This window comes from Pseudomonas sp. Marseille-Q5115, from assembly GCF_916618905.1.
Classification (GTDB): Bacteria; Pseudomonadota; Gammaproteobacteria; order Pseudomonadales; family Pseudomonadaceae; genus Aquipseudomonas; species Aquipseudomonas japonica_A.
This window is the reverse complement of the sequence record NZ_CAKAKI010000001.1, coordinates 1,784,173-1,810,721: the sequence shown is the minus strand read 5'-3', so window position 1 is coordinate 1,810,721 and position 26,549 is coordinate 1,784,173. Positions and strand designations below refer to the sequence as shown.

General features: G+C 64.0%; 25 protein-coding genes and 1 pseudogene. 16 read left to right on the top strand and 10 right to left on the bottom strand.

The genetic code is table 11. The features are described 5' to 3' along the window. Positions 1–40: 40 nt before the first annotated feature. Positions 41–451 (top strand): low affinity iron permease family protein, encoded by a 411-nt coding sequence (locus LG385_RS08460; protein WP_181111852.1) that lies wholly within the window; start codon positions 41–43, stop codon positions 449–451. 147 nt (positions 452–598) lie between these two features. Further along, positions 599–967 (top strand): FxLYD domain-containing protein, encoded by a 369-nt coding sequence (locus LG385_RS08455; protein ID WP_225773898.1) that lies wholly within the window; start codon positions 599–601, stop codon positions 965–967. Positions 968–1,007: 40 nt separating this feature from the next. On the opposite strand, the gene LG385_RS08450 is transcribed toward LG385_RS08455, so the two are convergent. The 3 genes and pseudogenes from LG385_RS08450 to LG385_RS08440 form a co-directional block, all read right to left on the bottom strand. Then, a complete protein-coding gene (locus LG385_RS08450) occupies positions 1,008–1,286 on the bottom strand; it encodes a DUF6021 family protein (RefSeq protein ID WP_181112217.1) in 279 nt (92 codons plus the stop codon). A 102-nt stretch (positions 1,287–1,388) separates the two neighbouring features. Beyond that, complete coding sequence (locus tag LG385_RS08445) at positions 1,389–5,561, bottom strand: PAS domain S-box protein (protein ID WP_225773897.1); 4,173 nt, start codon at positions 5,559–5,561, stop codon at positions 1,389–1,391. 124 nt (positions 5,562–5,685) lie between these two features. Further along, a pseudogene (locus tag LG385_RS08440) lies at positions 5,686–5,922 on the bottom strand (Na+/H+ antiporter NhaA); the annotation flags it as partial. A 125-nt stretch (positions 5,923–6,047) separates the two neighbouring features. Between LG385_RS08440 and LG385_RS08435 the strand changes: the two are divergent. Together LG385_RS08435 and LG385_RS08430 are read left to right on the top strand one after the other, a co-directional pair. Further along, complete coding sequence (locus tag LG385_RS08435; RefSeq protein ID WP_181111848.1) at positions 6,048–6,257, top strand: hypothetical protein; 210 nt, start codon at positions 6,048–6,050, stop codon at positions 6,255–6,257. Positions 6,258–6,341: 84 nt separating this feature from the next. Then, complete coding sequence (locus LG385_RS08430; protein ID WP_225773895.1) at positions 6,342–6,920, top strand: plasmid pRiA4b ORF-3 family protein; 579 nt, start codon at positions 6,342–6,344, stop codon at positions 6,918–6,920. 89 nt (positions 6,921–7,009) lie between these two features. Here LG385_RS08430 and LG385_RS08425 read toward each other — a convergent pair whose 3' ends face one another. The 5 genes from LG385_RS08425 to denD are packed head-to-tail and all read right to left on the bottom strand — an operon-like array spanning position 7,010 to position 13,300. Further along, the gene (locus LG385_RS08425; protein WP_225773894.1) at positions 7,010–8,188 is read right to left on the bottom strand and encodes a fumarylacetoacetate hydrolase family protein; all 1,179 of its coding nucleotides are present in this window, start codon (positions 8,186–8,188) and stop codon (positions 7,010–7,012) included. A gap of 26 nt (positions 8,189–8,214) precedes the next feature. Beyond that, on the bottom strand, positions 8,215–9,999 hold the full coding sequence (locus LG385_RS08420; protein WP_225773893.1) for an IlvD/Edd family dehydratase: 1,785 nt from the start codon (positions 9,997–9,999) through the stop codon (positions 8,215–8,217). Continuing rightward, positions 9,992–10,900 carry an NAD(P)-dependent oxidoreductase gene (locus tag LG385_RS08415; RefSeq protein ID WP_225773892.1) on the bottom strand — a complete coding sequence of 303 codons (909 nt, stop codon included), beginning with the start codon at positions 10,898–10,900 and terminating at the stop codon, positions 9,992–9,994. The genes LG385_RS08420 and LG385_RS08415 overlap by 8 nt, the downstream gene beginning before the upstream one ends. Beyond that, complete coding sequence (locus tag LG385_RS08410; protein WP_225773891.1) at positions 10,897–12,270, bottom strand: MFS transporter; 1,374 nt, start codon at positions 12,268–12,270, stop codon at positions 10,897–10,899. Before LG385_RS08410 ends, LG385_RS08415 begins: the two co-directional genes overlap by 4 nt. Before the next feature lie 58 nt (positions 12,271–12,328). After that, positions 12,329–13,300 carry a D-erythronate dehydrogenase gene (gene denD / locus LG385_RS08405; RefSeq protein WP_225773890.1) on the bottom strand — a complete coding sequence of 324 codons (972 nt, stop codon included), beginning with the start codon at positions 13,298–13,300 and terminating at the stop codon, positions 12,329–12,331. Between the two features lie 168 nt (positions 13,301–13,468). On the opposite strand from denD, the gene LG385_RS08400 reads away from it, so the two are divergent. Together LG385_RS08400 and LG385_RS08395 are read left to right on the top strand one after the other, a co-directional pair. Further along, a complete protein-coding gene (locus LG385_RS08400) occupies positions 13,469–14,416 on the top strand; it encodes a LysR family transcriptional regulator (RefSeq protein ID WP_181111841.1) in 948 nt (315 codons plus the stop codon). A 121-nt stretch (positions 14,417–14,537) separates the two neighbouring features. Beyond that, the gene (locus LG385_RS08395) at positions 14,538–15,818 is read left to right on the top strand and encodes an MFS transporter (protein ID WP_225773889.1); all 1,281 of its coding nucleotides are present in this window, start codon (positions 14,538–14,540) and stop codon (positions 15,816–15,818) included. A gap of 194 nt (positions 15,819–16,012) precedes the next feature. Here the strand turns inward: LG385_RS08395 and treA are convergent, their stop codons facing one another. Then, positions 16,013–17,641 carry an alpha,alpha-trehalase TreA gene (gene treA / locus LG385_RS08390; RefSeq protein ID WP_225773888.1) on the bottom strand — a complete coding sequence of 543 codons (1,629 nt, stop codon included), beginning with the start codon at positions 17,639–17,641 and terminating at the stop codon, positions 16,013–16,015. Positions 17,642–17,822: 181 nt separating this feature from the next. On the opposite strand from treA, the gene LG385_RS25685 reads away from it, so the two are divergent. The 3 genes from LG385_RS25685 to LG385_RS08380 are packed head-to-tail and all read left to right on the top strand — an operon-like array spanning position 17,823 to position 18,786. Then, positions 17,823–18,131 (top strand): nuclease-related domain-containing protein, encoded by a 309-nt coding sequence (locus LG385_RS25685; RefSeq protein WP_413247310.1) that lies wholly within the window; start codon positions 17,823–17,825, stop codon positions 18,129–18,131. Further along, entirely contained in the window at positions 18,128–18,460 is a 333-nt protein-coding gene (locus LG385_RS25680; RefSeq protein ID WP_413247309.1) for a nuclease-related domain-containing protein, read from the top strand. The genes LG385_RS25685 and LG385_RS25680 overlap by 4 nt, the downstream gene beginning before the upstream one ends. A gap of 26 nt (positions 18,461–18,486) precedes the next feature. Continuing rightward, a complete protein-coding gene (locus LG385_RS08380; protein WP_225773887.1) occupies positions 18,487–18,786 on the top strand; it encodes a hypothetical protein in 300 nt (99 codons plus the stop codon). A gap of 50 nt (positions 18,787–18,836) precedes the next feature. Here the strand turns inward: LG385_RS08380 and LG385_RS08375 are convergent, their stop codons facing one another. Further along, positions 18,837–20,018 carry a LysR substrate-binding domain-containing protein gene (locus LG385_RS08375; protein ID WP_225773886.1) on the bottom strand — a complete coding sequence of 394 codons (1,182 nt, stop codon included), beginning with the start codon at positions 20,016–20,018 and terminating at the stop codon, positions 18,837–18,839. Between the two features lie 130 nt (positions 20,019–20,148). Here LG385_RS08375 and galB point away from each other — a divergent pair, with 130 nt between their 5' ends. The 7 genes from galB to LG385_RS08340 all read left to right on the top strand — a co-directional run bounded on the left by galB (position 20,149) and on the right by LG385_RS08340 (position 26,528). Beyond that, positions 20,149–20,889 (top strand): 4-oxalmesaconate hydratase, encoded by a 741-nt coding sequence (gene galB, locus LG385_RS08370; protein WP_225773885.1) that lies wholly within the window; start codon positions 20,149–20,151, stop codon positions 20,887–20,889. Continuing rightward, positions 20,886–21,602, top strand: coding sequence for a 4-carboxy-4-hydroxy-2-oxoadipate aldolase/oxaloacetate decarboxylase (locus LG385_RS08365; protein ID WP_225773884.1), 717 nt, complete (start codon positions 20,886–20,888; stop codon positions 21,600–21,602). Before galB ends, LG385_RS08365 begins: the two co-directional genes overlap by 4 nt. A gap of 3 nt (positions 21,603–21,605) precedes the next feature. Continuing rightward, complete coding sequence (locus LG385_RS08360) at positions 21,606–22,679, top strand: 4-oxalomesaconate tautomerase (protein WP_225773883.1); 1,074 nt, start codon at positions 21,606–21,608, stop codon at positions 22,677–22,679. Between the two features lie 67 nt (positions 22,680–22,746). After that, entirely contained in the window at positions 22,747–24,048 is a 1,302-nt protein-coding gene (locus tag LG385_RS08355; RefSeq protein ID WP_225773882.1) for a cation:dicarboxylate symporter family transporter, read from the top strand. Next, positions 24,045–24,947 carry an NAD(P)-dependent oxidoreductase gene (locus LG385_RS08350; RefSeq protein WP_225773881.1) on the top strand — a complete coding sequence of 301 codons (903 nt, stop codon included), beginning with the start codon at positions 24,045–24,047 and terminating at the stop codon, positions 24,945–24,947. The genes LG385_RS08355 and LG385_RS08350 overlap by 4 nt, the downstream gene beginning before the upstream one ends. 66 nt (positions 24,948–25,013) lie before the next feature. Next, a complete protein-coding gene (locus LG385_RS08345) occupies positions 25,014–25,964 on the top strand; it encodes a GlxA family transcriptional regulator (RefSeq protein WP_225773880.1) in 951 nt (316 codons plus the stop codon). Between the two features lie 129 nt (positions 25,965–26,093). After that, positions 26,094–26,528 carry a hypothetical protein gene (locus LG385_RS08340; protein ID WP_225773879.1) on the top strand — a complete coding sequence of 145 codons (435 nt, stop codon included), beginning with the start codon at positions 26,094–26,096 and terminating at the stop codon, positions 26,526–26,528. Positions 26,529–26,549 lie beyond the last annotated feature (21 nt).

Sequence of the window (26,549 nt, the reverse complement as noted above, 5' to 3'; positions counted from 1 at the left end):
CGCGTGGTCTTTTATCTTGTGAATCAACGAGGTAACCGCGATGAATTTCTCCAGCTTTTCCCAAGCGCTCTCCAAGCGCGCCGGCAGCCCCAAAGCTTTCGCCACGGCACTGGTGCTCATAGTGCTGTGGGCGGCCACGGGCCCCTGGTTCCATTACAACGACACCTGGCAGCTGATCATCAACACCTCCACCACCATCATCACCTTCCTTATGGTGTTTGTGATCCAGAACACGCAAAACCGTGACAACGATGTGCTGCACATCAAGATCGACGAATTGCTCAGGGCCACCAAAGAGGCCCGCATGGCGGTGCTTAACCTGGACGACCTGGATGCCCGCCAATTGAAAACAATCCGCAAGCAGTACAAGAGCATGGGCAAGGGTGAACAGGTAGAGCTGTTGCAGGAAGAAACCACCCTTACCGCCAAGGATGAGCCACAAGGCACCTGAACGGATGTTGACGCACGCTTATGCCGGGTGCTTGACGGGCTCTCTCGCCTGATTGACCGCTGGTCTCTCCAAATCACTGGCGCCGTGCGAACGCGCAGCGGCCCTGCGTAGCATCGCTCGTCGAAATGCAACCCAGGGGGTTGGAACATGCGCTATTGGGCACTGGCAACATTTATGGGCATCGTTTGCGCGGCCCCAGCGCTCGGCGCGGAGCTGGAAGTGCGTAACGTGCGCCTGGTAGACACCGGGCACATTACGAGCTTGACGGGTACGGTTATCAATCTCAGCGACCAGCCGGTCACCGGAGCGACGATCGCCCTTGCAGTCGCCAAGGCGAATCAGGTGATCAGCCGTGCCACAGTGGCCGTGCCGCCACTGGAGCCCGGGCAGGCCTGGCGCCTATGGCAACCGTTGGACGAGGGAAGCGGGGGTATTCACGGCATCAGCGCGAGAGACCCCCAAATCAGTGTAAGCACCAGGTTGGAGCCGGTGGCCAGAGCCTTGCTCGCACAGTAGGCCCTCGGCGACGATGGTTCTAACGGTCTAAACCCACCGATCAGCCCTTGGCGCCGCCATACGGGGGATAGCTGTCGCCCTTGGCGCGTTTTTCGGTGTTCCCCGCGGGCCCCGAAGGTGCCTTGGCCGGGTGCATCGGATCAATCTGGGGGTCTTTGAGGTCCGGCGACTCCGGATCGAAGCCCAGTTCGGCCTCATCGCTCTTTGCGCCACTGGCACCGGGGCGGGGAGTCCCAGGTGCTGGAGTAAGGTCGGGTTCGATACGCTCGGGCGCCAGGCCCTGGTTCTGAGGTTGCGGGTCTTTGCCTTCGATTGCCATGGTACTCGCTCTCTTTATCAGGGGTACTTGGGTTGGAAGCCCAGCGGAGCCGTTGGTGCCCTTCAAAAGACGAGTGGCGAGTGGCCCAGCGTAGGCCACTCGTTATTTGAGCCGATCCTGCATCTGCGCTTCGCTGGCCTCCAGCAGCATGACCAGCTCTTGGGCAAAGGCACCGGTAGCCACGCCCTCCACCGTTTCCGCCTCGCCGCGTTCCAGGCTTGCTTCCAGTTTGCCGGCACGCTGGGAAAGTGCCTTGGCGCCGATATTGGCCGCGCTACCTTTTATCGCATGGAAGATCGCCCTGGCGGCAGCGCGATCGCCGCTGCGGGCAAGCTCATCCAGGCGCTTGAGCAGTTCACGTGTATCCGTTGCAAAGATTTCCAGCACGTTGCGGAGCAGGTCCAGATCCCCGCCAAAGCGGCCAGTCACGGTTGGCCAGGCCTCAAGCAGGCCCCCCTCCTCCTGGACCGGTAGAAGCACGGGCACTGGGCGGGCGCCTTCTACCCACCGAGTCAAGCTGCTTACCAGCCCTGCGAGGTCGACGGGCTTGGTGATGTGATCGTCCATGCCAGCGGCCAGGCAGGCGTGCCTGTCCTCGGTTGCGGCGTTAGCAGTCATGGCAATGATCGGCAAGGCCTCGAAGCGCAAGTCCTGGCGTATGCGCCGGGTCGCTTCCAGACCATCCATTTCCGGCATTTGCACGTCCATCAGCACCGCATCGTACGTATTGGGCGCATCGTCGAGTGCCGCGATGGCTTCAAAGCCATTACCGGCCAGGGTCACATTTGCGCCTTCCAGGTGCAACAGGCCACTGGCAACCTGCCGGTTCACCGCGTTGTCTTCCACTACCAGTACGTGCAACCCGGCCAGGCGCTTGGGCTGGCGCTCGGGCGGGGGCAATGCTGGCACCAGCGGGCGCCCTTCAACCACGCCCAGTACACAGTCGCGCAATTGCCGGGGCGTGACCGGCTTGCTCAAGGTAGCTGCAAACAAGCCACGGTGTTGTTCCGGCGCTACCAGCGACAGCTGATCGGCATAGGCGGTCACCATCACCATGTGCGGCACCTGGCCTTCCGGGAGGCCATCATGAATGAGCCGCGCCGTGGCTACACCGTCGAGGTCTGGCATGCGCCAGTCCATCAGGATGAGGTTATAAGGCGCGGCGGTTCCGGCCACACGGCGGATGCGCTCCAATGCCTCGTGCCCCGACAAGGCGTGTTGGGCGGTCCAGCCCAACGCTTCCACGGTGCGCGAAAGCACGTCTGCGCTGGTGGGGTTGTCATCGACCACCAGCAACCGCAGCGGCAACCGCCGGCCCGGTACGGGAAGCGGCACGTCGCCGCCATCCTGAACCTTGAGCGGCACGTCAAACCAGAAGCGGCTGCCCACGTCAACTTCACTCTCCAGCTTGAGCTCGCCGCCCATCAGGGACACCAGCCGGTTGCTGATCACAAGGCCCAGCCCTGTTCCGCCAAAGCGGCGCGAGGTGGACGTTTCGGCCTGGCTGAACCCCTCGAAGATACGCTCCTGCTGTTCCGGGCTGATGCCGATCCCGCTGTCACTCACGCAAAAGCGCAGCGTGACGTGGCCGTCTTCGCGGTGCACCACCGTGAGCCGGATCACCACTTCACCGTCGAGGGTGAACTTCAGCGCGTTGCCTACCAGGTTGACCAGCACCTGCTTGAGCCGCAGTGCGTCGCCCACCAGCATCGAGGGCACCGCCGGGTCGATGTCGAACACCGCCTCCACGTCCCGTGTGCCCTGGTTACCGGCAATGATCACCGCCAGCTCGGTCAACAGGCCATCCAGCTCGAACGTATGGTTATCCAGCTTGAGCTTGCCGGCCTCGATCTTCGAATAGTCGAGGATGTCGTTCAGCAGTTCCAACAGCGAACGGGCCGCTTGTCGTGCCTTGGCCACATAGTCGCGCTGCTGGGCGTCCAGCGCGGTGCGCTGCACCAGCTGCAGCATGCCCAGCACGGCGTTGAGCGGCGTACGGATCTCGTGACTCATGTTGGCCAGGAACGCCGATTTGGCCGCGCTCGCTTCGTCCGCGCTGGCCTTGGCCTGGCGCAACGTGGCCTCGATTTCCTGTTGCAAGGTGATGTCGCGGTTGATGCCGGTCACGCGCAGGGGTTTGCCGCTAGGGTCCCGCTCCGCGCGTGCGCTGGCCTGGATATGGCGCAACTGGCCGTCCGGCAAGCGGGCCCGGAACACCAGTGCATAAGGCTCCTCATGCTCCAGCAGGGCACGCATGGCATCGTCGCAGCGCGGGAGGTCTTCGGGATAGAGGCAACGCAGCCAGTCTTCATAGTGCAGCGTGCGTTCGCCACGGGCAGGCACCAGCCCGTAGAGTTCGTACATGCGGTCGTTCCAGCTCAGCGAGCGGTCCTGCAGGTTGAACGTCCAGATGCCCAATTCAGCGGCGTCGGCGGCCAGTAGCAGGTGGTCACGGGCAGCAAGCAGGTCGTTGCGCTGCTTCTGCTCGCTGGTGATGTCGGTGACCACGCACACGAATACCCGGGCCTCGGCGCTGTGCTTCAGGCCCACTGATACCCTGGCGGGGAACACGCTGCCATCCTTGCGCAGGCCGCGGATTTCCTGGCTGCGAGACGAAGGCACGGCTTTTTCCAAGGTGCGAGCGACAAAACGTTCGTAGGCTGACCAATCGCTTTCGGGAATCAGCCGGGTCACATGCTGGCCGATGATCTCCTCGGCTGTATAGCCAAATACCCGGGTGCTGGCGGGGTTGAACGAGAGCACCTTGCCGCCTTCGTCAATGCTCACCACCGGGTCCACCACGGTATCCAGGATCGCCTGGGTGGTAGCCTGGCTGTCGTGCACCTGCTCCTTCAGCTCTTCGTTCTGCACCTGGATACGGGCGGTCTGGGCCTTTTGCAGGGTGATGTCCCGGGCCGTGACCGAAGCCCCGACCACTTGCCCCCCGGGCCCGTGTACCGGCGACGGGGTAATGGAAACCTGCAACTGCTGGCCATTCTTGTGAAAGCGCACGGTCTCGTAGTGTGTCACCGGGTCGCCGTGTGCGATACGCGCCAGCATGCTGTTCTCTTCGTCGACACGGTCCGCCGGTACGATCAGCCGGGTAATTGGTCGGCCGATTGCCTCTTTGGCCGTGAACCCGAACAAGTGTTCGGCGCCCCGGTTCCAGCTGCTGATAATGCCGTCCAGGCTTTTGCCGATGATGGCATCCGAGGCGCTCTCGACGATGGCGCCCAATTCCATTCGGGCATACAGGATTTCACGCCGCTGTGCACGGCTTACGGCGATGGCGCCGGCCAGCCCGGCAAGCACCAGGCTTGCGAGAATGCCGCCCAGCCAGAGGTAGGCCGCCGGGATTACCCCCTGGCGGTCAATGAAAGCGGGAGTGACACTGAACTCGAAAGACCAGCGGCGCCCGAACATGTCACGTTCAAAATGCTGCGGGCGCAGCGCCGAAGCCACTTCGTTTCCCTGATTATTGTTGAAGAAGATCACCGGCACGCCATTGGCCGAAACGTCCGATAGCTGCACGTTCAGCAATTGAGAATCGATGCGAAGCCCCTGCAGCACTTCGGTCATCAGCAGCGGGGCGTAGCTGAAGCCCACCAGCTCCGCCCGCCGCTCGTCCACCGTGGCCGGGGTTTTGGGCACTCGGTAGATCGGCATCAGCATCAGGAAGGATTGTTGCGGCTTCGATTGCTCCTGCATCAGCGTAATAGGCTGGGTAAGGCGAACCTCCCCGGTATCGACCGCCTCCTGAGCGGCGCGGCGGCGGTTGGGTTCCGACGCTATGTCGAAACCCAAGGCACTGCGATTGCCTCGGTTGGGCTCGATGTATTCGATCACCCAGCGATCGCCCTCATGTGGCCCCAGGTTACTGAGGGTGAAATCCGGCCGGTTGTCGGCACGCGCACGGGCAACGAACGCGGCCTCGGCCGTGGACGTCACTCGCCGGACAAACCCGAACCCGCGCGCCCCTGGGAACTCAGTGCCGATGTCACGGGATTCGCTGTAACGCCGGAACAACGACAGGGTCAGGTTTTCCGGCCCGGCGGTAAGCACCGCCCCGCGTACACCGCGCAGCCCATACTGGTACATCTGCACGCGGCTGAAGATCGCCTCGGTGGTGTCGTGAACGATATCATCCACCGCCTGGTCGATCCGCGCCTGGTTGGCCTGGCCCATCAGCCAGGCGCCGGTTGCGGACAACAGCAAGCCGATCACCAGCGTTACCAACGCGGTGGGATAAAAACTGGAACGCGTCCTTGTGCTCATCGTGACTTTTCCCTGTGGGCCCCTTCAAACTGCCTGCCCGGTGTGTTCAGGATAGCCTCCGAACGATCAAAGTGCCCTTGCCAGCCGGGAAGCCCGGCCCCTGCAGGGTAGCTTGCAGCGGCGCTCAGCGCTCCCCCATTGGGCATGATGACACGGCAAGTCGTTCCATAGTTGTGTTAACCCTGAAGCGCCCCCACAGCAGCCCGCCCACGGCGGCGAGTGTCGAGCCCACCAGCACCCCCAGCTTGGCTGCCGCCAGCCACGCGGGTGAGCTGAAGGAAAGCCCGGCCATGAAAATGGCCATGGTAAAGCCCACCCCTGTCAGCAGTGCGAGCGGCGCGCGCCCTCGCACGCCCACACCCGCGCCGAGCTTAGAGCGGGTTCACATATCGTGCAACAAAACCGCTACATCCTGAACCAAGGGCGCAGCTGCCGGTCCGTTTAGTCAGGCGTCAAACAAGGCGCCGACCTTGCCTGGAGTTTGCGATGCCCTTACCCGCTCTGTTCCTCAATGCGGTGTTTTGCACCAGTGAAGCCCATACCACCTGCATGCCGCCTCAATTCGTATGGGTTGCCGAAACTTTCGTGCGGGAAGATAAACGCGTGGAGCAATGTGCTGAAAAGGCTGCGGAGCTCAACGCCAAGCGGGAGGACCTGAGCGTTCTATACCGCTGCGACACCAAAAAGGGCGTTTGAAGCACCACTTCTTTGCCATAACCCGTTGAAAAACTTCCTTGATGCGCCGACCCTATGGGCCGCCCTCCATCTCAGGACCTGCCCATGGCTGAGGCTTCAACGTGTTTCGTACTCTTCGTTCAGCTGGAACCCCTGCAGCTGAACCCACCAGTGTGGCGGCGCATCGTCGTAAACGGGGACACTACGCTGCGTCGGCTTCACCACTTCATTCAGGCGGCGATGGGCTGGCACAGCAGCCATTTGTACGAATTCGACCTGAATGAAAAACGCTACGGGCTACCGGACCGGGAGTTCCCTGATCCACGGGTGCTCGATGATCGCAAGTTCAAGCTCAAGCGCATCCTGAAGGTGGGCGACCGCCTGCGTTACACCTATGACTTCGGGGACAGCTGGCAGCATGTGATCGCGGTAGAGGCCCAGGCGCCTGACGAAGGCAGCGGCAGCTGGTGCATGGTGATGGACGGCGAACGCGCCTGCCCACCCGAGGATTGTGGCGGCGTAGGCACCTACCAGCACATCCTCGGTGTGCTCAGGCAAGACCCTGACAGTGAAGAAGCCCGGCATTTCCGGCAGTGGGTGGGCCCCAACTTCGACCCCGACGTGTTCGACCCCCGCGCCGCCAGCGCGGCGACGCAGCGCATCTGTAATAACTTCTGGGGGTAGCACCGCTGCCGTAGCCCGCAAATATTCCCGGGCTACGCCCAGTCCTACAGCGCCGAAGGCGGAGCTCGCGAACAGGCACCAACCAACAATCAGCCCAGCACCCCTCGCCCCGCCAGGTTGCGCATCAAAGCCCCTACCCCGAACACCCACGGCGGCGCCTGATCGCTGCCGGTGACCCGGTTGTGCAGCCCGCCCAGTGTCGGCGAGGCGATGCTCACCAAGTCACCCGCTTGGTGAGTGAACCCCTGGCCTGGCTGGTCGCGGTCGTCGGTGGGGGCGAACAGCGTGCCGAGAAACAGGACGAAACCGTCCGGGTACTGGTGACTGGCGTTCAGCGTTTGCTGCACCAGGTCGACCGGGTCCCGGCTGATCTGGCTCATGGCGCTGGTGCCTTCCAGCACGTAACCCTCCTGGCCTTCCACCCGCAAGGTCACGTCGCAGCGGCGCACGTCGTCCAGGCTGAAGTGCTCGTCGAACAGCCGAATGAACGGCCCCAAGGCGCAAGACGCATTATTGTCCTTGGCCTTGCCCAGCAGCAGCGCGCTACGGCCTTCCACGTCGCGCAAGTTCACGTCATTGCCCAACGCCGCGCCCTGTATGTGTCCCTGGCTGTCTACGGCCAGTACCACTTCCGGCTCCGGATTGTTCCAGCGCGACGCCGGGTGCACGCCAATGGCCGCGCCCGCGCCAACCGACGACAACACCGGGGCCTTGGTGAAGATCTCGGCGTCGGGCCCGATGCCCACTTCCAGGTACTGTGACCACATCTGCTGCTCGATCAACAGCGCTTTCAAGCGCATCGCTTCGGCTGACCCGGGCCGAAGGTCGCGCAGGTTATCCCCGATCACGTCCTGCACCAGGCTGCGAATAGCCTCGGCCCGTTGGGCGTCGCCGCCGGCCTTTTCTTCGATCACCCGCTCGATCATGCTGGCGGCAAAGGTAACCCCCGCGGCCTTGATCACCTGCAGGTCGATAGGGGCCAGCAGGCTGGGCTGGCTAGCGTCATGCCCTTCCCCACTGTTTTCAAGCAACGCCTCGATCCGCCCCAGGGACGGCCCTTGCGCATCGCGTACGGCCTGGAGAGGCGAGTCACTGTTCAACAGTTGGCTGAGCGTGGCAAAGCGGGAGGTGCAGTCGATCACTTCGCCATCGCGCACCACAACCACCGCTGGCCCTTCCACAGCCGGCAGCCACACACGGCCAATCAACGTTGCCCGCTGCCAATCCGTCGGCAGGGTGTTTTCGATAGTCAGTCGCAGCGCATCCATAACGTCATTCCATACCCGTAAACAAATCAATGAGAGTGGCGCGGTGGTCCGTTTTCAGCGATCACTCGCCAGTACAGCGTGGCGGGTTCCAGGCAGCCGCCAGTGGACAGCTGGCCCACCAGTTGCCGATACAGTTCCTGCCAAGGGGTTTGCGCGGGGGCGAGCGCCGGCACAGGCTCCTGACGGCGGGCGGCCAGTTCGGCCTCGTCCACCAGCAGGTTCACGCTCCGGGCGTTGAGGTCCACCCGTAGCCGGTCCCCTGTGCGCAGCAGCGACAGGCCACCGCCCACGGCCGATTCCGGCGACATGTTCAGGATCGAGGGGCTGGCCGAGGTGCCACTCTGGCGCCCGTCGCCCATGCACGGCAGCGAATCGATCCCCGCCTTGATCAAGGCCGATGGCGGCGCCATGTTCACCACCTCGGCGCTCCCTGGGTAACCCACCGTGCCGCAGCCGCGAATCACCAGGATGCACCGGTCATCGATGTCCAGCGCCGGGTCGTTGATGCGCGCCTGGTAATCTTCCGGGCCCTCGAACACGATGGCGCGGGCTTCGAAACAATTGGGCTGGGCGGGGTCGCTGAGGTAGGTACTGCGGAAGGCTTCGCCCACCACCGACATCTTTATGATCGCGCTATCGAAGAAGTTGCCACTGAGCACGATAAAGCCGGCGCGGTGTTTGAGCGGGTCATCACAGCTGCGGATCACGTCGCGGTCCTGCGTCATTGCATCGTTCACGATCTCGCCCATGCTGCGCCCGCTGACCGAGCGGCAGTCGCGGTGCAGGCGGCCTGCCTTGTCCAGCTCGTGCATCACCGCTGGCACGCCGCCGGCGCGGTGGAAGCTTTCACCCAAGTATTCGCCTGCCGGCATGCAGTTCACCAACAGCGGCACGTCTTCGCCTACCCGTTGCCAGTCTTCGAGCGACAGGTCGATCCCGCTATGGCGCGCGATGGCGATCAAATGCGGCGGGCAGTTGGTGGAGGCGCCAAGGGCCGAGGCCACGGCTATGGCGTTCTCGAACGCGGCGTGAGTCATGATCTGCGACGGGCGAATATCTTCGCGCACCAGGTCGACGATGCGCACGCCGGTGGCATAGGCCATCTGCCCGCGCTCACGGTAAGGCGCGGGAATGCTCGCGCAGCCCGGTAGCGACATCCCCAATGCCTCGGCCAGGGCATTCATCGACAGGGCGGTGCCCATGGTGTTGCAGTGGCCCACCGACGGCGATGCTGCCGTGGTGAGGGTCATGAAACCTTCGTAGTCGATCTCTCCAGCGCTCAGCAAATTGCGGGCATGCCAGAGCACCGTGCCCGAGCCGATCCGCTGGCCCTTGTGCCAGCCATCGAGCATCGGCCCGCCAGACAACACGATCGACGGCAGGTCGGTGGTGGCCGCAGCCATCAGGCAGGCTGGCGTGGTTTTGTCGCAACCAGTGGTCAGCACCACACCGTCCAAGGGGTAGCCATGGAGCACTTCCACCAGCCCGAGGTAAGCCAGGTTGCGGTCCAGGGCGGCGGTGGGGCGGCAGGACTGTTCGGCAATCGGGTGTACTGGGAATTCCATGGGAATGCCGCCAGCGTCGCGGATGCCGTCGCGTACGCGTTTGGCCAATTCCAGGTGATGGCGGTTGCACGGGGTAAGGTCGCTGCCGGTCTGGGCAATACCGATGATCGGGCGCCCGGATTGCAGTTCGGCACGGGTAAGGCCCTGGTTCATGTAGCGCTCGACGTACAGCGCGGTGAGGTCGGCATGGCTCGGGTCATCGAACCAATCCTGGCTGCGCAGCCGGCGGGGTGTTGTGTCAGTCATGGGGGGCTCCGGCAGAAGTAGGGGCAAGGTTATTGTGGCGGCGCAGCTGGCGGATCAGCCCGGCGTGGTCGAGTTCGCCATCGCCGGCCTCGACCATCGCGTGGAACAGGCCATCCACCAGGCTGGCGACCGGCAAGCGCAGGCCAAGGCTGTGCGCATACCCCAACGCGGTATGGGTGTCCTTGAGTTGCCACTTGGCCATGCCGCCCGGGGTGAAATCTTCGGTGAGCATGCGTTGCCCGTGCTGGCGCCAGATGGGCGAATCCACAAAGCCGCCTAACAGGGCCTGATGGACCTTGGCGGGATCGGCGCCGCCACGCTCGGCCAGTAGCAGGCCCTCGCTCACGGTGGCGATGGTGCTGGCCACGATCAGCTGGTTCACCAGTTTGGCGAGTTCGCCAGTGCCGGTCGGCCCCACATGTACTGGCGTGCCCATGGCTGACAGCACCTCGCGGCCCTGCGCGAAGGCAGCCTGTTCGCCACCAGCCATGATTGCCAGCGTGCCGGCGTGGGCGCCGCGCTCGCCGCCAGACACTGGCGCGTCCAGGTAAGCCAGGCCGTGCCCAGCGCACCAGCGGGCCTGAGCGGCGGCGGTTTCAACGGGGATAGAGCTCATCACGATTACCAGCGCGCCAGGGGCCAGACCCAAGGCGGCGCCGTGCTCGCCGAATACCACCGCATCGCAGGTGGGCCCGTCGCTGAGCATGCATACCAACACCCCTGCACCTTCGGCCGCCTGCATGACGGTGTCGTACACCTGGGCGCCGTCCGCCGCCAGCGCTATAGCCTTCTCCTTCGAGCGGTTCCAAGCGCGCACGGCGAACCCGGCCTTCAGCAGGTTGCACGCCATAGGCGTACCCATGATGCCCGTGCCGATAAAGGCCACGTGTGTACCACTCATGCCTTGCCTCCCACTATGTCAACAGGGGTACCCGGGTTGGCCGCCACGGGCACCGGGTTTCGCGGCATCAGCACCATGCCCAGGCCACCGGCGCCTACCAGCGCCGCAATGATGAGGAACCCCGGCGTGTAGCTGCCGGTAGCATTGAACAAAAAGCCGGTGAGGTACGGGCCGGTGAACCCGCTGAGGTTGCCGATGGAGTTGATCAGGCCGATACCGGCCGCAGCCCCCACACCGGTGAGCACTTGCCCCGGTACCGCCCAGAACACGTTGATCGCGCTGTACACGCCGATGGCCAACAGCACAAAGCCGATCACGATGATCCAGGGCTGGTTGATCAACAACGCCAGCGCGATGGATACCGCAGCGAGTATTGCGGCCCCGCCCGCGTGCCAGTGGCGTTCTTGCAGCCGGTCGGAGCGACGGCTCCACGCAATCATCGCCACAGCAGCCACCGCGTAAGGAATGGCGGTGATAAAGCCGTTCTGCATCAGGCCGATGTCCAGCCCGAAGGAGGCACGGAACGATGCCAGCACGGTGGGCATGAAGAAGTTCATCGCGTTGGAGCCAGAGGTGATACCGAAGTACACCAGTGCCAGCATCCACACCTGCCGGCTGGCCAGGGCGCTGCGAATCATCTGGCCCTTGGTAGGCTGCAGGCCAACGACCAGCGGCTTGGCCCGCTCTTCCTGGTCCAGGGTATTCATCAGCCAGGCGCGTTGCTCGTTGGTCAGCCATTTGGCATCCGCCGGGCGGTCGGTGAGGTAGAAGTAGCACACCACCCCGAGAATGATCGCTGGAACGGCCTCGGCGATGTACATCAGCCGCCAGCCCACCACACCAATGCTGTCGCCCAGTGAAATAAGCCCCACCGACAGCGGCGCGCCCACCACCTGGGCGATGGGTACGCCAAGATAGAAGGTGGCGATCATACGAGCGCGGTAGCGCGCCGGGAACCACAGCGACAGCAGGTAGATGACCCCCGGGAAGAAGCCCGCCTCGGCGATCCCCAGCAACACCCGCAGGGTGATGAAGTGTCCGGCCGTCTGCAGAAAGCCCATGGCACCGGCGATGATGCCCCAGGTGACCATGATGCGCGCCAGCCACACGCGGGCGCCGAAGCGATGCAGCAATACGTTGCTGGGGACCTCGAAGATGAAATAGCCAAGGAAGAAAATGCCTGCGCCCAGGCCATAAATGGTCTGGCTGATGCCGATATCATCGTTCATGCGCAACGCAGCGAAGCCGACGTTGTTCCGGTCCAGGAATGCCACCACGAACAGCAGCACGAGGAATGGAATCAAGCGCTTGGTAACGCGCTTGATGGTTTGCCTTTCGATGTCGGAAATGTCCGGGTGTGGAGTGATCATGACGCACGGCCTCGCGTTTTTTATTGTTGGAAAGGGCAGTGATGACGGTGGCGCAGTCTCAAGTGGGGCAATCCTCCATGTGCGCGCGCACGATGGCGTCGAAGTCCGGGTCTGCGGTAAAGCCCAGGCCGCGAGCGCGGGGCGAGTCGACCTTGCTCGGCCAGCTTTCAACGATGCGCTGGATGGTTGCATCCGGTTCCCAGCGAATCAGCTTCGTAACCTCCGCGCCGGCTACGCGCTGGAGCGCCGCGACCATTTCGGCCACCGTAGTGCTCACGCCGGGCAGCGGGATCACCCGCTGCCCTCCCAGGGTGTCCGGCGACAGGGTCATCGCCCTCAACATCGCCTCCACCACCCGGCGCGGTGAAGTAAGGTAGACGGCGGTGTCCGGGCGCACCGGGCACACTGCCGGCAACCCTGCCAATGGCTCGCGAATGATCGAGCTGAAGAAGGTAGACGCCGCCTTGTTCGGCTTGCCCGGGCGCACCGCCACCGTGGGCAGGCGCAGCACGCGGCCATCCACAAAGCCCTTGCGGGCGTAATCGGCGACCAGCAATTCACCTACTGCCTTTTGCATGCCATAAGAGGACTGCGGCGTTAGCGCGGTATCGTCATTCACTACCTCAGGCAGCGCGCCGCCGAACACCGCGAAACCGCTCGCATACACCAGCCGAGGCTGGTTGCCTTGTTTGCGCAGGGTCTCCAGCAGGCTCATCAGGCCATGCAGGTTCACCTGCATGCCCAGGTCGAAGTCGGCTTCGGCCGCCGAGCTCACCACGGCTGCCAGGTGCCATACCAGGTCCACGCCGTCGGTTACCCGCGCCAGCACTTTGGGGTCGGCAATGTCGCCAGTGACCAGTTCGATCCGCCCGTCGCTGGGCACACCGTCGCCAGGGAAGGCATCGAACAGCACGATCCGCTCGATCGCCTGCGGGGGCTGGCCATCGAGCGCCAGGCTGTGCAGCGCGAGCAAGCGCTCGGCCAGTTGCTTGCCAATGAAGCCGGTACCACCGGTGATCAGGATGCGCATAGCGGGCTCCCGAAAGTAGAGCCGGAAAAGATCGCAAGGGTCATGGGCATTGTCCTTTTTTTATTCTTGAACGCAGCGGTATGCAGCCGCCGCGTGAGAAACCGTAGAACGCCTTGCCGATAATCGCCAATGAGATAATCTCAAGCCTCAATAACAGGAGGTTATCGAATGGCCGATGTAGGGTTTACCCAGCTGTGCAACTGGTTACGCTTCCGCCACCTGGTGCTGATCGACACCCTGGCGCGCACGCAGAACATGCACACCGCCGCGCAAGAGATGAGCATCAGCCAACCGGCCGTAAGCAAGATGCTGCGCGAGGTGGAACACCAGTTGGGCTTTGCCCTGTTCCAGCGCCTGCCTCGGTCCATGTGCCTGACCGACCTTGGGAGCCACGTGGCGCGCTATGCGCAGATCGCGCTCAACGACACGCGCCATTTCGTCGGCCAGGTCAATCACCTGCGCCACGGTGGGCACGGCCTGCTGAAAGTCGGGACTATTTTCGCGCCTACCGCCGTGGCGTTGCCTGCCGCCATTGTGGGCATCAAGCAGCGCTGGCCATTGCTCACCCTCGAAGTGCTCGAAGGCACCAGCGCCAACCTGCTGGAGCGTCTGGAACACAAGCAGCTCGACCTGGTGATCGCCCGCTTCACCCTGGACCGCCACCGCCAATTGTTCGACTTCCAGCCGCTGGCGCCCGAGCCGTTGTGCCTGGTCACCGGTAGCCAGCATCCTCTGGCGGGTGCGCGCGAGCTGCCTCTGGCAGAGCTGGGAACCTGGCCATGGATCGTCTACCCCACCGGCACGCCCATGCGCGCGCGGCTGGAGCGGGCGTTCGCCGAGGCTGGCATGCAGACGCCCACCAACACCGTGGAAACGATCTCCATGCAAACCACCCTTCAACTGCTACAGACCTCACCCATGGTGGCCATGCTGGGGGAATCCATGGTGGAACCCGATATTCAAGCCGGCCGGCTCACCCGCCTGGAACTGCCCTTTCCGCTGGTATTGGCCGATTACGGGATCATCACGCGGCGCAACGAATTACCGGGCTGGTCGGCGCAGGCGTTTATCGAGGAATTGCTGAGCGGTGTGGAAGGGCCACGCGCGGCACGCTAGAGGCTTCGATAACTATTGGTTATCGAATGATCGAAAGCTGTCATTTGGCGCCGTTGCGATCGGCAGCTAGCCTGCCTCTCACGCTCGCGCTGCCGGGCGCCACCGCTCAGCAGAGGCGTGCATGAAAACAATAAAGAGCTACAAGGCCCTGACCATCGGGTTCCTGTTCCTGATCGGCGTAGTCAACTACCTGGACCGCAGTGCGCTGTCCATCGCCAATACCTCCATCCAGAAAGACCTGGCCATCAGCCCGGTGCAAATGGGCGTGATGCTGTCGGCGTTTTCCATTGCCTATGCCTTCTCGCAGCTGCCGCTGGGGGCGCTGATCGACAAGCTGGGGAGCAAGCTGGCACTGGGCGGTTCGCTGATCGTCTGGTCAATCGCACAAGCCGCGTTCGGCCTGTTCAGCGGCTTCACCCACCTGGTAGCGTTGCGGGTGCTGCTGGGCATCGGCGAGGCGCCAGTGTTTCCGTCGGCGGCCAAGGCCCTTTCCGAATGGTTCGACACTCAGGAGCGCGGCACCGCTACGGGCTGGGTGTGGTCGTCCACCTGCATCGGCCCCTGCCTCGCCCCGCCGCTGCTGACGGTGTTCATGGTGCAGCTGGGCTGGCGTGGCATGTTCATCCTTACCGGGGCGATCGGCCTGGTGCTCGCTGCCTGCTGGTTCGCGTTCTACAAGAGCAAGGCGCAATACATGGCCGAGACCGGCCGCGCCGAGCCCATCCCCGCGCAACGCAGCGCCACCCCGCGGCTGCGCTGGGCGGCGATGTTCAAGGAGCGCAATACTTGGGGGGCGTTCCTGGGGTTCATGGGCGTGATCTACATGATCTGGCTCAACCTCACCTGGCTCCCCGGCTACTTCGAGCGCGAGCACGGCCTGGACTTGTACCGCACCGCCTGGGTGGTATCACTGGCCTACCTCTGCGGCGCGGTAGGCACCATCGTGGCGGGCAAGGCCTGCGACCGGCTGGTAGCCAAGGGTATGAAAGTGCTGGCCAGCCGCAAGCTGATGGTTATTCTCGGCCTGGTTGGCGGCGCGCTGTTCACGCTCATCGTGGCCTTCACCACCAACGTGGTGGCCTGCGTGGTGCTGCTGTGCCTCACCATGTTCTTCATCAGCATCTCCAGCGCCACCGCCTGGATGATCGTGAACACCATCGTGCCTTCCGAACGCGTGGCCTCATTTGGTTCGATCCAGAACTTCGGCGGCTACCTGGCCGGCTCCATCGCGCCCATCCTCACCGGTTTCAGCGTGCAGCAAAGCGGCTCGTTCTCGTCGGCCTTCGTGATCAGCGCGGTGGTGGCGGCCTGCTCCGCCCTGGCCTACTTCGCCCTGCTCAAGGAACCACAGGCCAAGGCGCCGATCGTTGCAGGTGGGGAGGCGGTGCGGGCGGGGGTGTAACGGTCTGCCCACGGGCGGCACTGCCCTTTGCCTTTGGCAGGCCGCTTACGCCTTATTCGCGAGCTGCGCCCGGCTCCCGCAGGGTAGATCCTGGTACCCCGAGGGAGCTCGCTCACCCGTGGGAAGCGGCAGGGCCGGCCATCCGGCGTAAGCTCACGAGAAATGGCGTGCCTGATCAATAGCCTTATGAGTACCTACTGCGCCGGCTTGCCATACAGTTTCAACAGCTCCAGCGTCACGCCGTTGGTCCAACCGAAGCCATCCTGCAGGGCGTACTCGCCGCCGCCACCGCCCTGCCCGCCTTCGATGTCGTATTTCTCGACCAGCTTGGCCTCGCGGCCATACAGGTTTTGCACTTGTTCCAGGAACCGGCGGCCGATGGTTTCGGCCAGCGCATCTTGGCCATAGCCGCGCAGGCCTTGCACGGCAATGAGTTGCAAGGGCGCCCAGCCGTTGGGGGCGTCCCATTGTTGGCCGCTGTTCTGAGTAGTGGTGGCCAGGCCGCCGGGGCGCAGCAGTTGCTGGTTGACGCTGGCGGCGGTTTGCTCGGCGTGGGCCTGGGTCGCAAGGCCGGCATACAGCGGATACAGGCTCGCGGCGCTGATGCGGTCGCTCAGGGCCTGCTTTTGCCAGTCGTAATCGGCATAGAAGCCCGCCGGGTTCCACAGGTGCAGCTCCACCGCCTTCTGTCGCGCCTGCGCCCATTGGGTATAGCGCGCGGTACAGGCGGGCTGGCTGCTCTGCTGGCAGGCCTTGGCGATGGTCTGCTCCAAGTGGAACATCAGGCTGTTGAGGTCCACCGGTACGATGGCCGTGGTGCGAATGGTTGCCATGGTCTTTCCATCACCCAGCCAGCGTGACGAATAATCCCAGCCACTCTCGGCCCCGGCACGCAAGTCGCGGTATACCTCGGCGGCCGGCCGGTCCGGTGCTTGCGCGGCGGTGGCGCGGTCTTCGGCCCAGGACTCCTGCCGTGGTGCATCGCTGGCATCCCAGTAGCGATTGAGCACGCTGCCGTCGGCCAGCTTCACCACATGCGCCGTGGCCTCGCCCGGTTTGAGGGTTTGCGCGCCTTCCATCCAGTAGGCGTATTCCTTCTGCAGCTGCGGCAGGTAACGCTGATAAGCACTGGCCCCTTCCAGCCGGGCCAGCAGGTCCACCATGTACGCGAAGAACGGTGGCTGCGAGCGGCTCAGGTAGTAGGTGCGGTTGCCGTTGGGAATGTGACCGTAGGTGTCAATCAGGTAGGCGAAGTTGTCCACCATATCCCGCACCTGGGCCGTGCGGCCGCTTTCCGCCAAGCCCAGCATGGTGAAGTAGGAATCCCAGTAATACATCTCACGGAAACGCCCGCCCGGTACCACAAACGAACGCGGCAAGGGCAACAGGCTGCTATAGGCCGGCACCTGCTGATAATTGCGGGTGAGCACAGGCCACAAATCGTTGATGTGGGTAGGCAGATCGGCGCCCGGCTTGGGAGGCTGCACATCCGCGGTGCCGGACTCTTCGAAATTGGCGGTCACGAAGGCCTTGAGGTCGAAACCGGGCTCGTCCTTCTGGGCAAGATACGCGGCGCGAATATCCGCAGGAGCTTTGCGAGGCAAGGCGTCCACGAAATGCTTCTGGTCGGTGAAGAGGTTGCTTTGCTGCACTGCCAGGAACAGCTCGGGATAGGCTTGATCCGGTGGAATTTCTCGGCTGGCCGATACCGCCTGCCAGGTCCATTGCGGCGTTACCGGCTGCTGCTCGGCGGTGGAGCATCCGTAGATCGCCGCCAGCGTAATGGACACCGCGAGCGTGGTCGCGCGGGGGAATGACGTCATAGGTACTTCCTCTCAAGCGTTCCGGGCACCCTGAAGTCGACCGGCGGCAGCAGCAGGTGTTCGTTTGGATTGCAGGAAGAAAACTTCAGGGACAGGCGCAACAGACGCCTGCGCTGCAGAATTTGCCGAAAAACTGGCGATGTGATATCAATCGGATCCGTTTCTTCTGGTACCTGCCGCTGTGGTCCTGATTACCCCTGCGTTGTTGCTCATGCTCAAGCCTGCCGCCTGGGGCGTTGCAGCGTTGGTTGCGATCAACCTGCTTAAAACACCCTGGGCTCGCGGCTATGTAGGCGAGCTGCTGGTGCGGTCGCAGGCGCGCCGAGGCTTGCCCGACACCCTTTACCACCCCCTGCATAATGTGACCTTGCGCACGCCGGACGGCACTACCCAGATCGACCACGTGTTCGTGTCGCCTTATGGGGTATTTGTGCTGGAGACCAAACACATGCGCGGCTGGATCTTCGGCGGCGAGCGCCAGGCGCAGTGACCCAGAAGCTCTACCGCAAGACGTGGCGCTTCCAGAACCCGCTGCGGCAGAACTATAAACATGTGAAAGCGCTGGAAGCGGCACTGGGCATTGGCCCGCAGCATGTGCATTCGGTGGTGGTGTTCAGCGGCGCGGCGACCTTCAAAACTGGCATGCCAGCGAACGTGACACGAGGGCGGGGGTTTGTCGCCTACATCAAAAGCTTCCGCGAGCCGGTATTCAGCCAGGCGCAGGTCGATGCGATGAGCCGGGAACTGCGGCGCCAGCGGCTGCCTGCCACATGGGCGACGAGCCGAGCACATGTGGCGCATTTGAGGGCCCGAAAATGAGGCGCGTGGCGCAGGTGGCTGCTGTCTTGTGGGTAATCTCCTTGAGCGCCGGCGCCAACGCCGAGGAAAAACCGTTAGCGACTCAGGCCGCCGAAGCACTGCAGCCAGTTGGCAAAGGTATCAACACCACCCTCCTGCAGTTTCTTGCCGGCTCGGGTGGGGAGTTAGGCAAAGGCGCGCAGCACAACCTCAATACCCAGGCACAGGCGGATGCCGTCGCTAACCGCGGCAACCGCCAAACCATGCAGGCCTGCATCAAGCCAGGCAACCTGATCGACGACGATGTGCGCGAGTGCATGAACGGTACACGGAGCCGGGATTGGTGAGTGCCGGGTTGACCTGATCAAATTTTTTTCTGGAAGCGCCCTGCCCGGGCTCACCCCTTCACCACCTGCCGTATTTCCTCCATCAACGCCTGCGCTGCGGGCGAGTGCAGCGCGTTGGCGCGGTGGATCAGGCCGATGGCCCGGCTGGTATGGCGAAGTTGCAGCGGCAGGCGTTGCAGGCTACCGTCGGCGATCTCGTATTCGAGCTGATGCGCAGACACCGCGGTAAGCATGTCCGAGTTCATCAGCAACCCACGGATCAGCGCAAGGTCGCCGGTTTCCACGACCGGCACAGGCGGCTCCAGCCCCATTGCTTCGAAAAACCCTTCCAGCAACTGCCGCGCCGGCGTAGCCGCGCGGGGCAGCACCCAGCGGGCATTGGCCAGGTCGGCGGGGCTTACGCCCTGATCCAACAGAGGATGCCCCCGCTGTGCCAGCACCACCATTTCCTCGTTCAGCAAGGCCTCGCTGTGAAGGTCCGAGGCGTAATCGCTGGGCCGCAGCGCGCCGAGGATGAAATCCAGCTCGCCGGCGCGCAATTCACTGGCCAGCCATTCGAAAGGGCTTTCGTGAGTGGCGATGCGCACCTGAGGGTGGGCGTGCAACAGCGCGGTGATGGCCTGGGGCAGGATACGGGTGCGGCACAACGGCAGCGCCCCGATGGTCACCACACCTTGTACGTTGCCCTGCAAGGCGGCGAGGTCGGCGTCGATATGGCGCAACTCGTTCAGCGCCCGGCGGATGGGCACCAGTATGTCAGTGGCCATGCGCGTGGGAAGCAAACCGCGCGGGGTGCGCTCGAACAACACCTGGCCGCTGCCGTTTTCCAGCACCTTCAGCGCGGAGCTCACCGCCGGCTGGGTCAGCCCGAAATGGCTGGCCACGGTTTGCATGTGGCGGCTGGCGCACAGCCGCACGAACACTTCGAGCCGCCGGGCATTGAGCAGGTACAGCGGCTCTGCACCCGTGCTATCGCCGAGGATCGTCGGCACCGAGGCCAGGTCATTGAGCGCTGCCTTGGCCCGCGGCATCACCCGTTTGCCGTATTCGGTGAGCAGCATGCCATTGGCGCGGCGCTCGAACAGCACGGCGCCCAGGCGCTGCTCCAGGTCTGCTACCGCCCGGGTAACCACGGACTGCGCCCGATACAACGTCTCGCACGCGCGAGAAATACTCCCCAGCTCGGCCACCCGCACAAACGCGCGGATTTGCATAAGGTTTGGAACGTCCATCGGATCACCCGGGCCAGCCGCAGCCACCCTCATAAACTTCGATAATTAAAACGCATACCCGTTGTAAGCCATCGCATTATGCCAGCGCGGCGCCACATGCAAACCTTCCTTATCGAACGAGGAGCCGTCCATGTCTGAATCCAACAAGAAAACAGCGCTGGTGGTCAGCGCGCATTCCGCCGACTTCGTATGGCGGGCCGGTGGCGCCATCGCCCTGCACGCCCAGCAAGGCTACGACGTTCATATCGTGTGCCTGTCCTATGGCGAGCGCGGCGAATCGGCCAAGCTGTGGCGCAAGGGCGCGGACATGACCGAAGCCAAGGTGAAGGAATCGCGCCAGCGCGAAGCCGAAGCCGCGGCCAGCATCCTGGGTGCCACCGTCGAGTTCTTCGACCTGGGTGACTACCCCCTGCGCATCGACAACGACGCCCTGCTGCGCCTCGCCCGTGTGTACCGCCGCGTACTGCCTGAATTTGTGCTCAGCCACTCCCGCCTGGACCCGTACAACTACGATCACCCCCGTGCGCTGGCGTTGGCCGAAGAAGCCCGCATCATCGCCCAGGCCGAAGGCTTCGACCCGGGCCAGCCCATCGTGGGCGCGCCGCCGGTGTACAGCTTCGAGCCGCACCAGCCCGAGCAATGCGGCTGGTGCCCGGATGTGCTGCTGGACATCACCTCGGTGTGGGAACAGAAGTACGCCGCCATCCAGTGCATGGCTGGCCAGGAACACCTGTGGGAGTACTACACCCGCGTGGCGCTGCAGCGCGGCGTACAGGCCAAGCGCAACGTGGGCATCACCTCCACCAAGAACATCCAGTACGGCGAAGGCTACCAAAGCGTCTTCCCACGGGTAACGGAGAACCTGGGATGAGCGCGCTGATCGGCAAAACTGGTGTAGTAGTGCGCAACATCGAGCGCGCCGAGGGTGCTGCGCTCAAGGAGCTAGCCACCCTGGGGGTGGCAACCGTGCACGAAGCCCAGGGCCGCAAAGGTTTGCTGCGCCGGGACATCCGCCCCATCCAGCAGGATTTCGGCATCGCCGGCAGCGCCGTGACCGTGCTGGTAGCACCAGGGGACAACTGGATGTTCCACGTTGCCGTGGAGCTGTGCCAGCCCGGCGACATCCTCGTGGTAGCACCCTCCTCGCCCTGCGCCGATGGCTACTTTGGTGACCTTCTGGCCACTTCGCTCAAGGCCCGTGGCGCTGCCGCGCTGGTAATCGATGCCGGCGTGCGCGATACCCGCACCCTTCGCGAGATGGGCTTCCCGGTGTGGTCTCGCGCCATCAGCGCGCAAGGCACGGTGAAGGAAACCCTCGGGTCGGTGAACATCCCGCTGGTATGCGGCGATCAGTTGATCCACCCCGGCGATGCCATCGTCGCGGACGATGACGGCGTTGTAGTAGTGCGCCGCGCTGAAGTGCAACCGGTACTGGCGGCAACGCGCAAGCGCGCCGACGTGGAAGAACAAAAGCGCGTGCGCCTGGCGGACGGCGAGCTGGGGCTGGACATCTACAACATGCGCCCACGCCTGGCCGAAAAAGGCTTGCGCTACGTGGACCGCCTTGACGACCTGGAGGGCTGAGCCATGGCTCAACGCGCCATTCCCTGCCTGATGATGCGCGGCGGTACCTCCAAGGGCGCGTATTTCCTGGCCAGTGACCTGCCGCAAGGCCCAGCCCTGAGGGACCAGGTATTGCTCGCGGTGATGGGCTCTCCCGATCCGCGTCAGATCGACGGGATCGGCGGCGCCGACTCGCTCACCAGCAAGGTGGCGATCATCGGCGCGTCCGAGCGCGCCGATGCCGATGTGGATTACCTGTTCGGCCAAGTGGTGGTAAACGAGCCCCGGGTGGACTACGGCCAGAACTGCGGCAATATTCTTGCCGGCGTTGGCCCCTTCGCCATCGAGCGCGGGCTGGTGGCGGTTACCGGTGACACGACCCCGGTGCGCATTCACATGGTCAACACTGGGCAGATCGCCATTGCTCAGGTCCCTACCCAGGGCGGCGAGGTGTGCTATGAAGGCGCCGCGCGCATCGACGGCGTACCCGGTACCGCCGCGCCGCTGCTGGTTGAATTCACCGACGTTGCCGGCTCCAGCTGCGGCAGTTTGCTGCCCACTGGCAATGCCGTGGACACCTTCGATGGCGTCGAGGTGACCTGCATTGATAACGGCATGCCGGTGATCGTGATGCGCGCCAGTGACCTGGGCGTGACCGGTTACGAAACCCCCGCCGAACTGGACGCAAACGACGCCCTCAAGCGGCGCGTCGAGGCCATTCGGTTGCAGGCCGGGCCGTTGATGAACCTGGGCGATGTGAGCCAGCGCACCGTGCCGAAGATGTGCCTGGTGGCGGAGCCGCGTGACGGCGGCGCCATCCATACCCGCAGCTTTATCCCTCACCGCTGCCATGCCTCCATCGGGGTATTCGCGGCCGTAAGCGTGGCGTCGGCCTGCCTGCTCGAAGGTGGCGTCGCCCGGCAACTTGCATTCGTCCCAGTGGGTGATCGGCCGCTGCTGTCGGTGGAACACCCCGGTGGCGAGTTCACGGTAGAGCTGCACCTGGACAACGGCCAGATCGCCGGCTGCGGTTTGCTACGCACGGCACGGCTGCTGTTCGACGGGAAGGTGCAGATACCCCGGGGGGTGTGGCTGTAAACCTGTGCAAATGCATCACATGCAGTACCCACCGCGAAACACAAAAACAAAACGCGAAGGTCCTTCAATGAAAATGCTTGGCAAGCTGTACATTCAGGTATTGATCGCCATGGTCCTGGCCATTGCGCTGGGGTTGCTGGCGCCCAGCGTGGCCGTGAAAATGCAACCGCTGGGCACCGCGTTCATCGCCCTGCTCAAGATGCTGCTGGGGCCGATCATCTTCTTCACGGTAGTGCGCGGCATCGCCCACATCGGTGACTTCCGCCGGCTGGGGCGGATCGGGGTGAAAACCCTGGTGTACTTCGAAGTGGTCAGCACCCTGGCCATGATCGTCGGCTTCGTGGTGGTCAGCCTGGTTCAACCCGGCGCCGGGCTGCACGCCAACCTGGATGGCAACCTGGCCCACGCGGTGCCCAAGCTGGCGGACAGCCAGTTCAACACCGTGGACTTCTTCCTCTCGATCATCCCAAAAACCCTGGTGTCGGCGTTCACTGGGGATCAGATCCTTCCGGCACTGTTCGTCTCGGTGTTGGTGGGCATTGCCCTGGCCGCCTGCGCCAAACCGGACTGGATCGGCCTGCGCCTGCTCGACGAGGGCCAGACCGTCGTGTTCAAGCTGCTCAGCTACATCATGCGGCTGTCGCCCCTGGGCGCATTCGGCGCCATGGCGGCGGCGGTGGGCAGCTACGGTCACTCTACCCTGCTGTATCTGTTGCGCTACATCCTCACTTACTACGCCAGCGTGCTCATCTTTATCTTCCTGATCCTGGGCAGCGTGGCGGCGCTCGCCGGGTTGTCGCTGTTCAAGATCCTCAAGATCATCAAGGAAGAAGCGATCATCGCCATGGGCACCGCGTCCAGCGAAGCCGCCTTCCCGCGCCTGGTGACCAAGCTGGAGAAAGCCGGCTGCGACGAGGCCGTGGTTGGCTTTGTGTTGCCAGCCGGTTACAGCTTCAACATCGACGGTGCCTGCATTTATATGGCCTGCGGGTTGGGCTTCCTGGCCCAGGCGACCGACACCCCGCTGTCCATCGGCCAACAGCTGAGCCTGCTGGGGGTAATGCTGCTCACCAGCAAGGGCGGCGCCGGTGCGGCCGGCGGTGCCGTGATCAAGCTCGCCGCCACGCTGCAATCGGTGAAGCTGCTACCGGACGGCGCCATTGGCCTGCTGTTTGGCATCGACCGTGTGCTTGCCATTGCCACTTCCACCGTGAACGTGATCGGCAACAGCGTGGCGGTGTTCGTGATCAGCCGCTGGGAAGGCCTGTTCGATCGCGACCGCTTCGAAGCCTGCGCCCGTGACGCCGGTGCACCCCAACTGCAAAGCCCCGCCGACGCCCCAATGCCCCTGCAAGAGGAATTGAAATGAGCACTGCTACCCTGCCCCGTATTGCGTTGATCGGCTTCGGCGAAGCCGGCGGTATCCTGGGCACCGACCTGGCCGCCCAAGGCGTGGCGGTCAGCACCTACGACCGTCTGGTGCTGGAGCCCTCCGCCCGTTCGCTGCTCGAAGCCCGTGCCGCCGCCGCTGGCGTGCCCCTGGTCGAAAGCGCGGCCGAGGCCGTTGAAGGGGCTACCTGGGTGATTTCAGCGGTGACCGCAGGCTCTGCGTTGGATGTCGCCCGCGCAGTGGCACCGGTGTTGGGCTCAGGCCAGTTGTTTATCGACATCAACTCGGTGGCGCCCAATACCAAGCGCGCCGCGCGCGCGTTGATTGAAGCCACAGGCGCCGGCTATATCGACGCCGCGGTGATGGCGCCGGTGCCGCCGAAACGGCTGAAAACGCCGATCCTGCTCGGCGGCGCTCAAGCGGCGGCATTGGTGCCGGAGCTGGCGCAGCTGGGCTTCAACGTGCGCGCGGTGAGCGAGGAGATCGGGGTAGCTTCGGCGATCAAGATGTGCCGCAGCATCATGATCAAGGGCCTGGAAGCCCTTACCGCCGAATCCATGGCCACCGCGCGCCGCTACGGTGCCGAAGAAGAAGTACTGCGCTCGCTGCACCAGAGCTTTCCGGAGATGGGCTGGAACGACCAGCAGCCCCACTACCTGATCAGCCGGATCGCCGAACATGGCCGCCGCCGCGCCGAGGAAATGGAAGAAGTGGCCAAGACCGCTGCCGACGTGGGCATTACTCCGCACATGAGCCAGGCGACCGTGCTGGCCCAGCGTGGGCTGGTGGATGCCATGGCGGCGCAAGGCCTCAACTATGCGGCGCTGGAGCCCTTCGACTGGACCCGCCTTGCCGACACGCTCGCGCACCGCGGGTAGCGCCTCGTACCGTCAAGCTTGCTATAGTTCCCCCGCCTGCGCCGACCTGACGCATCCGGGGGAAACATGAAAGACATCGCTATCGTGCTGTATCCAGACATGCTCATGCTGGACATGGCCGGGCCGGTGGAAGTGTTTTCCATAGCAAACCGCTACCTGGGTGAGGACCAGCGCTATCGCATTTCTACCCTCGGCACCACTGGCACTTCGGTGCGTGCCTCCAACGGCATTACCTTGCAGGCCGACCTGCCTCTGAGCGACGCTCCAACCGCCTGGGACCTGCTGCTGGTGCCCGGTGGGCCGGGTGCCTATAACGAACGGCATGAAACCGCCGTACCCTGGTTGCGCGAAGCTGCCCGAGCGTCACGGCACCATGGGTCGATCTGCACCGGCGCGTTTGTGCTGGGCGAGGCTGGCCTGCTCGACCACCGCCACGTCACCACGCACTGGCACTACATCAGCCGCCTGAAGCAGCGTTTCCCCCGGGCCGATATCGAAACCGACAAGATTTTCGTGAAGGATGACGAGTTGCTGACCTCGGGCGGTGTTACGGCGGGTATCGACCTGGCGCTTTCGGTGGTGAGCGAAGACCACGGCCGGCAGATCGCGCTGGATGTGGCCAAGGTGCTGCTGGTAGTCATGCAGCGCCAGGGCGGGCAGGCGCAGTTCAGCCCACTGGTGGCTGCGCTGGCCAAGGAGGATTCACCCATCGCCCGAGTGCAGAACTACGTGCTCGAGCACCTCGAGGAGCCCTTCTCCGTCGAACGTTTGGCGGGCCTGGCTGCTCTGAGCCCGCGCCATTTCGCCCGGCTGTTCAGCCGGGAGGCCAATACCACCCCCATGGACTTCGTGCAGCGGGCCCGGGTAGACCGTGCCCGCCAGTTGCTTGAGAGCAGTGACCTGCCGCTCAAGACCGTGGCTTTTCGCAGCGGCTTCGGCAGCACGCGCCACATGCGGCTGTCCTTCAGCGAGCGGCTGGGGCTCACCCCGGACCAGTATCGGCGGCAATTCACTTAGCGCTTGCAGGGTCAATGGCCGTATTAAGCCTCTGGTTGGCCGTTTTACGTCCCTCTTGCCGATAACGGCCCGCGCAGCAGCTGCCACCATTACCCGAACGGAACGACCGCGCTCCTTCGGAGGACCATCATGTCGGCGTCTGTCGCCTGGGCGCTGCTTGCCACCCGCGCAAGCGGCGCCTGCCTTTTGTTATTGATGTATGGCTGGCCCGCGGTAAGTGGCTGGTATTGGATTCTGGACACAAGCTCGGCCCCCATGGCGCTAAGCAACGCCCTGGCCCTGAGCCTGGGGCTGTTCACGAGCGCCGTGTGCCCCAGCCTGGTAGCGCTGGGCGTGTGGCCACGATGGGCTGCCGCGACCGTGGTCGGGTGGCTGGGTGCACTGCTGGCCTGCGGCGAAGCACACCTCAGCGCTGCCACACTATTGGTGCTGTTCGCCGTGCTCGCCTTCACGGGGGCCGGGCCGTTTACGCTGCCCACTGCCCTTGGCCGGCGGCGCCAGGTTGGAAACTTGCCCAGCGCGGCGACGCAACGTCAACGCGCAACCGCGACCGCCAGGCACTGAGGGTGCGGCCGCGTCCGGCCG

Bases quoted from the DNA above. Each gene is read 5' to 3' on its own strand.
- LG385_RS08410 (WP_225773891.1), bottom strand. From the start codon at position 12,270: ATGATCACTCCACACCCGGACATTTCCGACATCGAAAGGCAAACCATC.
- LG385_RS08460 (WP_181111852.1), top strand. From the start codon at position 41: ATGAATTTCTCCAGCTTTTCCCAAGCGCTCTCCAAGCGCGCCGGCAGC.
- LG385_RS08400 (WP_181111841.1), top strand. From the start codon at position 13,469: ATGGCCGATGTAGGGTTTACCCAGCTGTGCAACTGGTTACGCTTCCGC.
- LG385_RS08420 (WP_225773893.1), bottom strand. From the start codon at position 9,999: ATGACTGACACAACACCCCGCCGGCTGCGCAGCCAGGATTGGTTCGAT.
- LG385_RS08360 (WP_225773883.1), top strand. From the start codon at position 21,606: ATGGCTCAACGCGCCATTCCCTGCCTGATGATGCGCGGCGGTACCTCC.
- denD (WP_225773890.1), bottom strand. From the start codon at position 13,300: ATGCGCATCCTGATCACCGGTGGTACCGGCTTCATTGGCAAGCAACTG.
- LG385_RS08375 (WP_225773886.1), bottom strand. From the start codon at position 20,018: ATGGACGTTCCAAACCTTATGCAAATCCGCGCGTTTGTGCGGGTGGCC.
- LG385_RS08430 (WP_225773895.1), top strand. From the start codon at position 6,342: ATGGCTGAGGCTTCAACGTGTTTCGTACTCTTCGTTCAGCTGGAACCC.
- LG385_RS08345 (WP_225773880.1), top strand. From the start codon at position 25,014: ATGAAAGACATCGCTATCGTGCTGTATCCAGACATGCTCATGCTGGAC.
- LG385_RS08435 (WP_181111848.1), top strand. From the start codon at position 6,048: ATGCCCTTACCCGCTCTGTTCCTCAATGCGGTGTTTTGCACCAGTGAA.
- LG385_RS08350 (WP_225773881.1), top strand. From the start codon at position 24,045: ATGAGCACTGCTACCCTGCCCCGTATTGCGTTGATCGGCTTCGGCGAA.
- LG385_RS08415 (WP_225773892.1), bottom strand. From the start codon at position 10,900: ATGAGTGGTACACACGTGGCCTTTATCGGCACGGGCATCATGGGTACG.
- LG385_RS08395 (WP_225773889.1), top strand. From the start codon at position 14,538: ATGAAAACAATAAAGAGCTACAAGGCCCTGACCATCGGGTTCCTGTTC.
- LG385_RS08365 (WP_225773884.1), top strand. From the start codon at position 20,886: ATGAGCGCGCTGATCGGCAAAACTGGTGTAGTAGTGCGCAACATCGAG.
- LG385_RS08425 (WP_225773894.1), bottom strand. From the start codon at position 8,188: ATGGATGCGCTGCGACTGACTATCGAAAACACCCTGCCGACGGATTGG.
- LG385_RS08445 (WP_225773897.1), bottom strand. From the start codon at position 5,561: ATGAGCACAAGGACGCGTTCCAGTTTTTATCCCACCGCGTTGGTAACG.
- LG385_RS08355 (WP_225773882.1), top strand. From the start codon at position 22,747: ATGAAAATGCTTGGCAAGCTGTACATTCAGGTATTGATCGCCATGGTC.
- LG385_RS08450 (WP_181112217.1), bottom strand. From the start codon at position 1,286: ATGGCAATCGAAGGCAAAGACCCGCAACCTCAGAACCAGGGCCTGGCG.
- LG385_RS08340 (WP_225773879.1), top strand. From the start codon at position 26,094: ATGTCGGCGTCTGTCGCCTGGGCGCTGCTTGCCACCCGCGCAAGCGGC.
- treA (WP_225773888.1), bottom strand. From the start codon at position 17,641: ATGACGTCATTCCCCCGCGCGACCACGCTCGCGGTGTCCATTACGCTG.
- LG385_RS08455 (WP_225773898.1), top strand. From the start codon at position 599: ATGCGCTATTGGGCACTGGCAACATTTATGGGCATCGTTTGCGCGGCC.
- galB (WP_225773885.1), top strand. From the start codon at position 20,149: ATGTCTGAATCCAACAAGAAAACAGCGCTGGTGGTCAGCGCGCATTCC.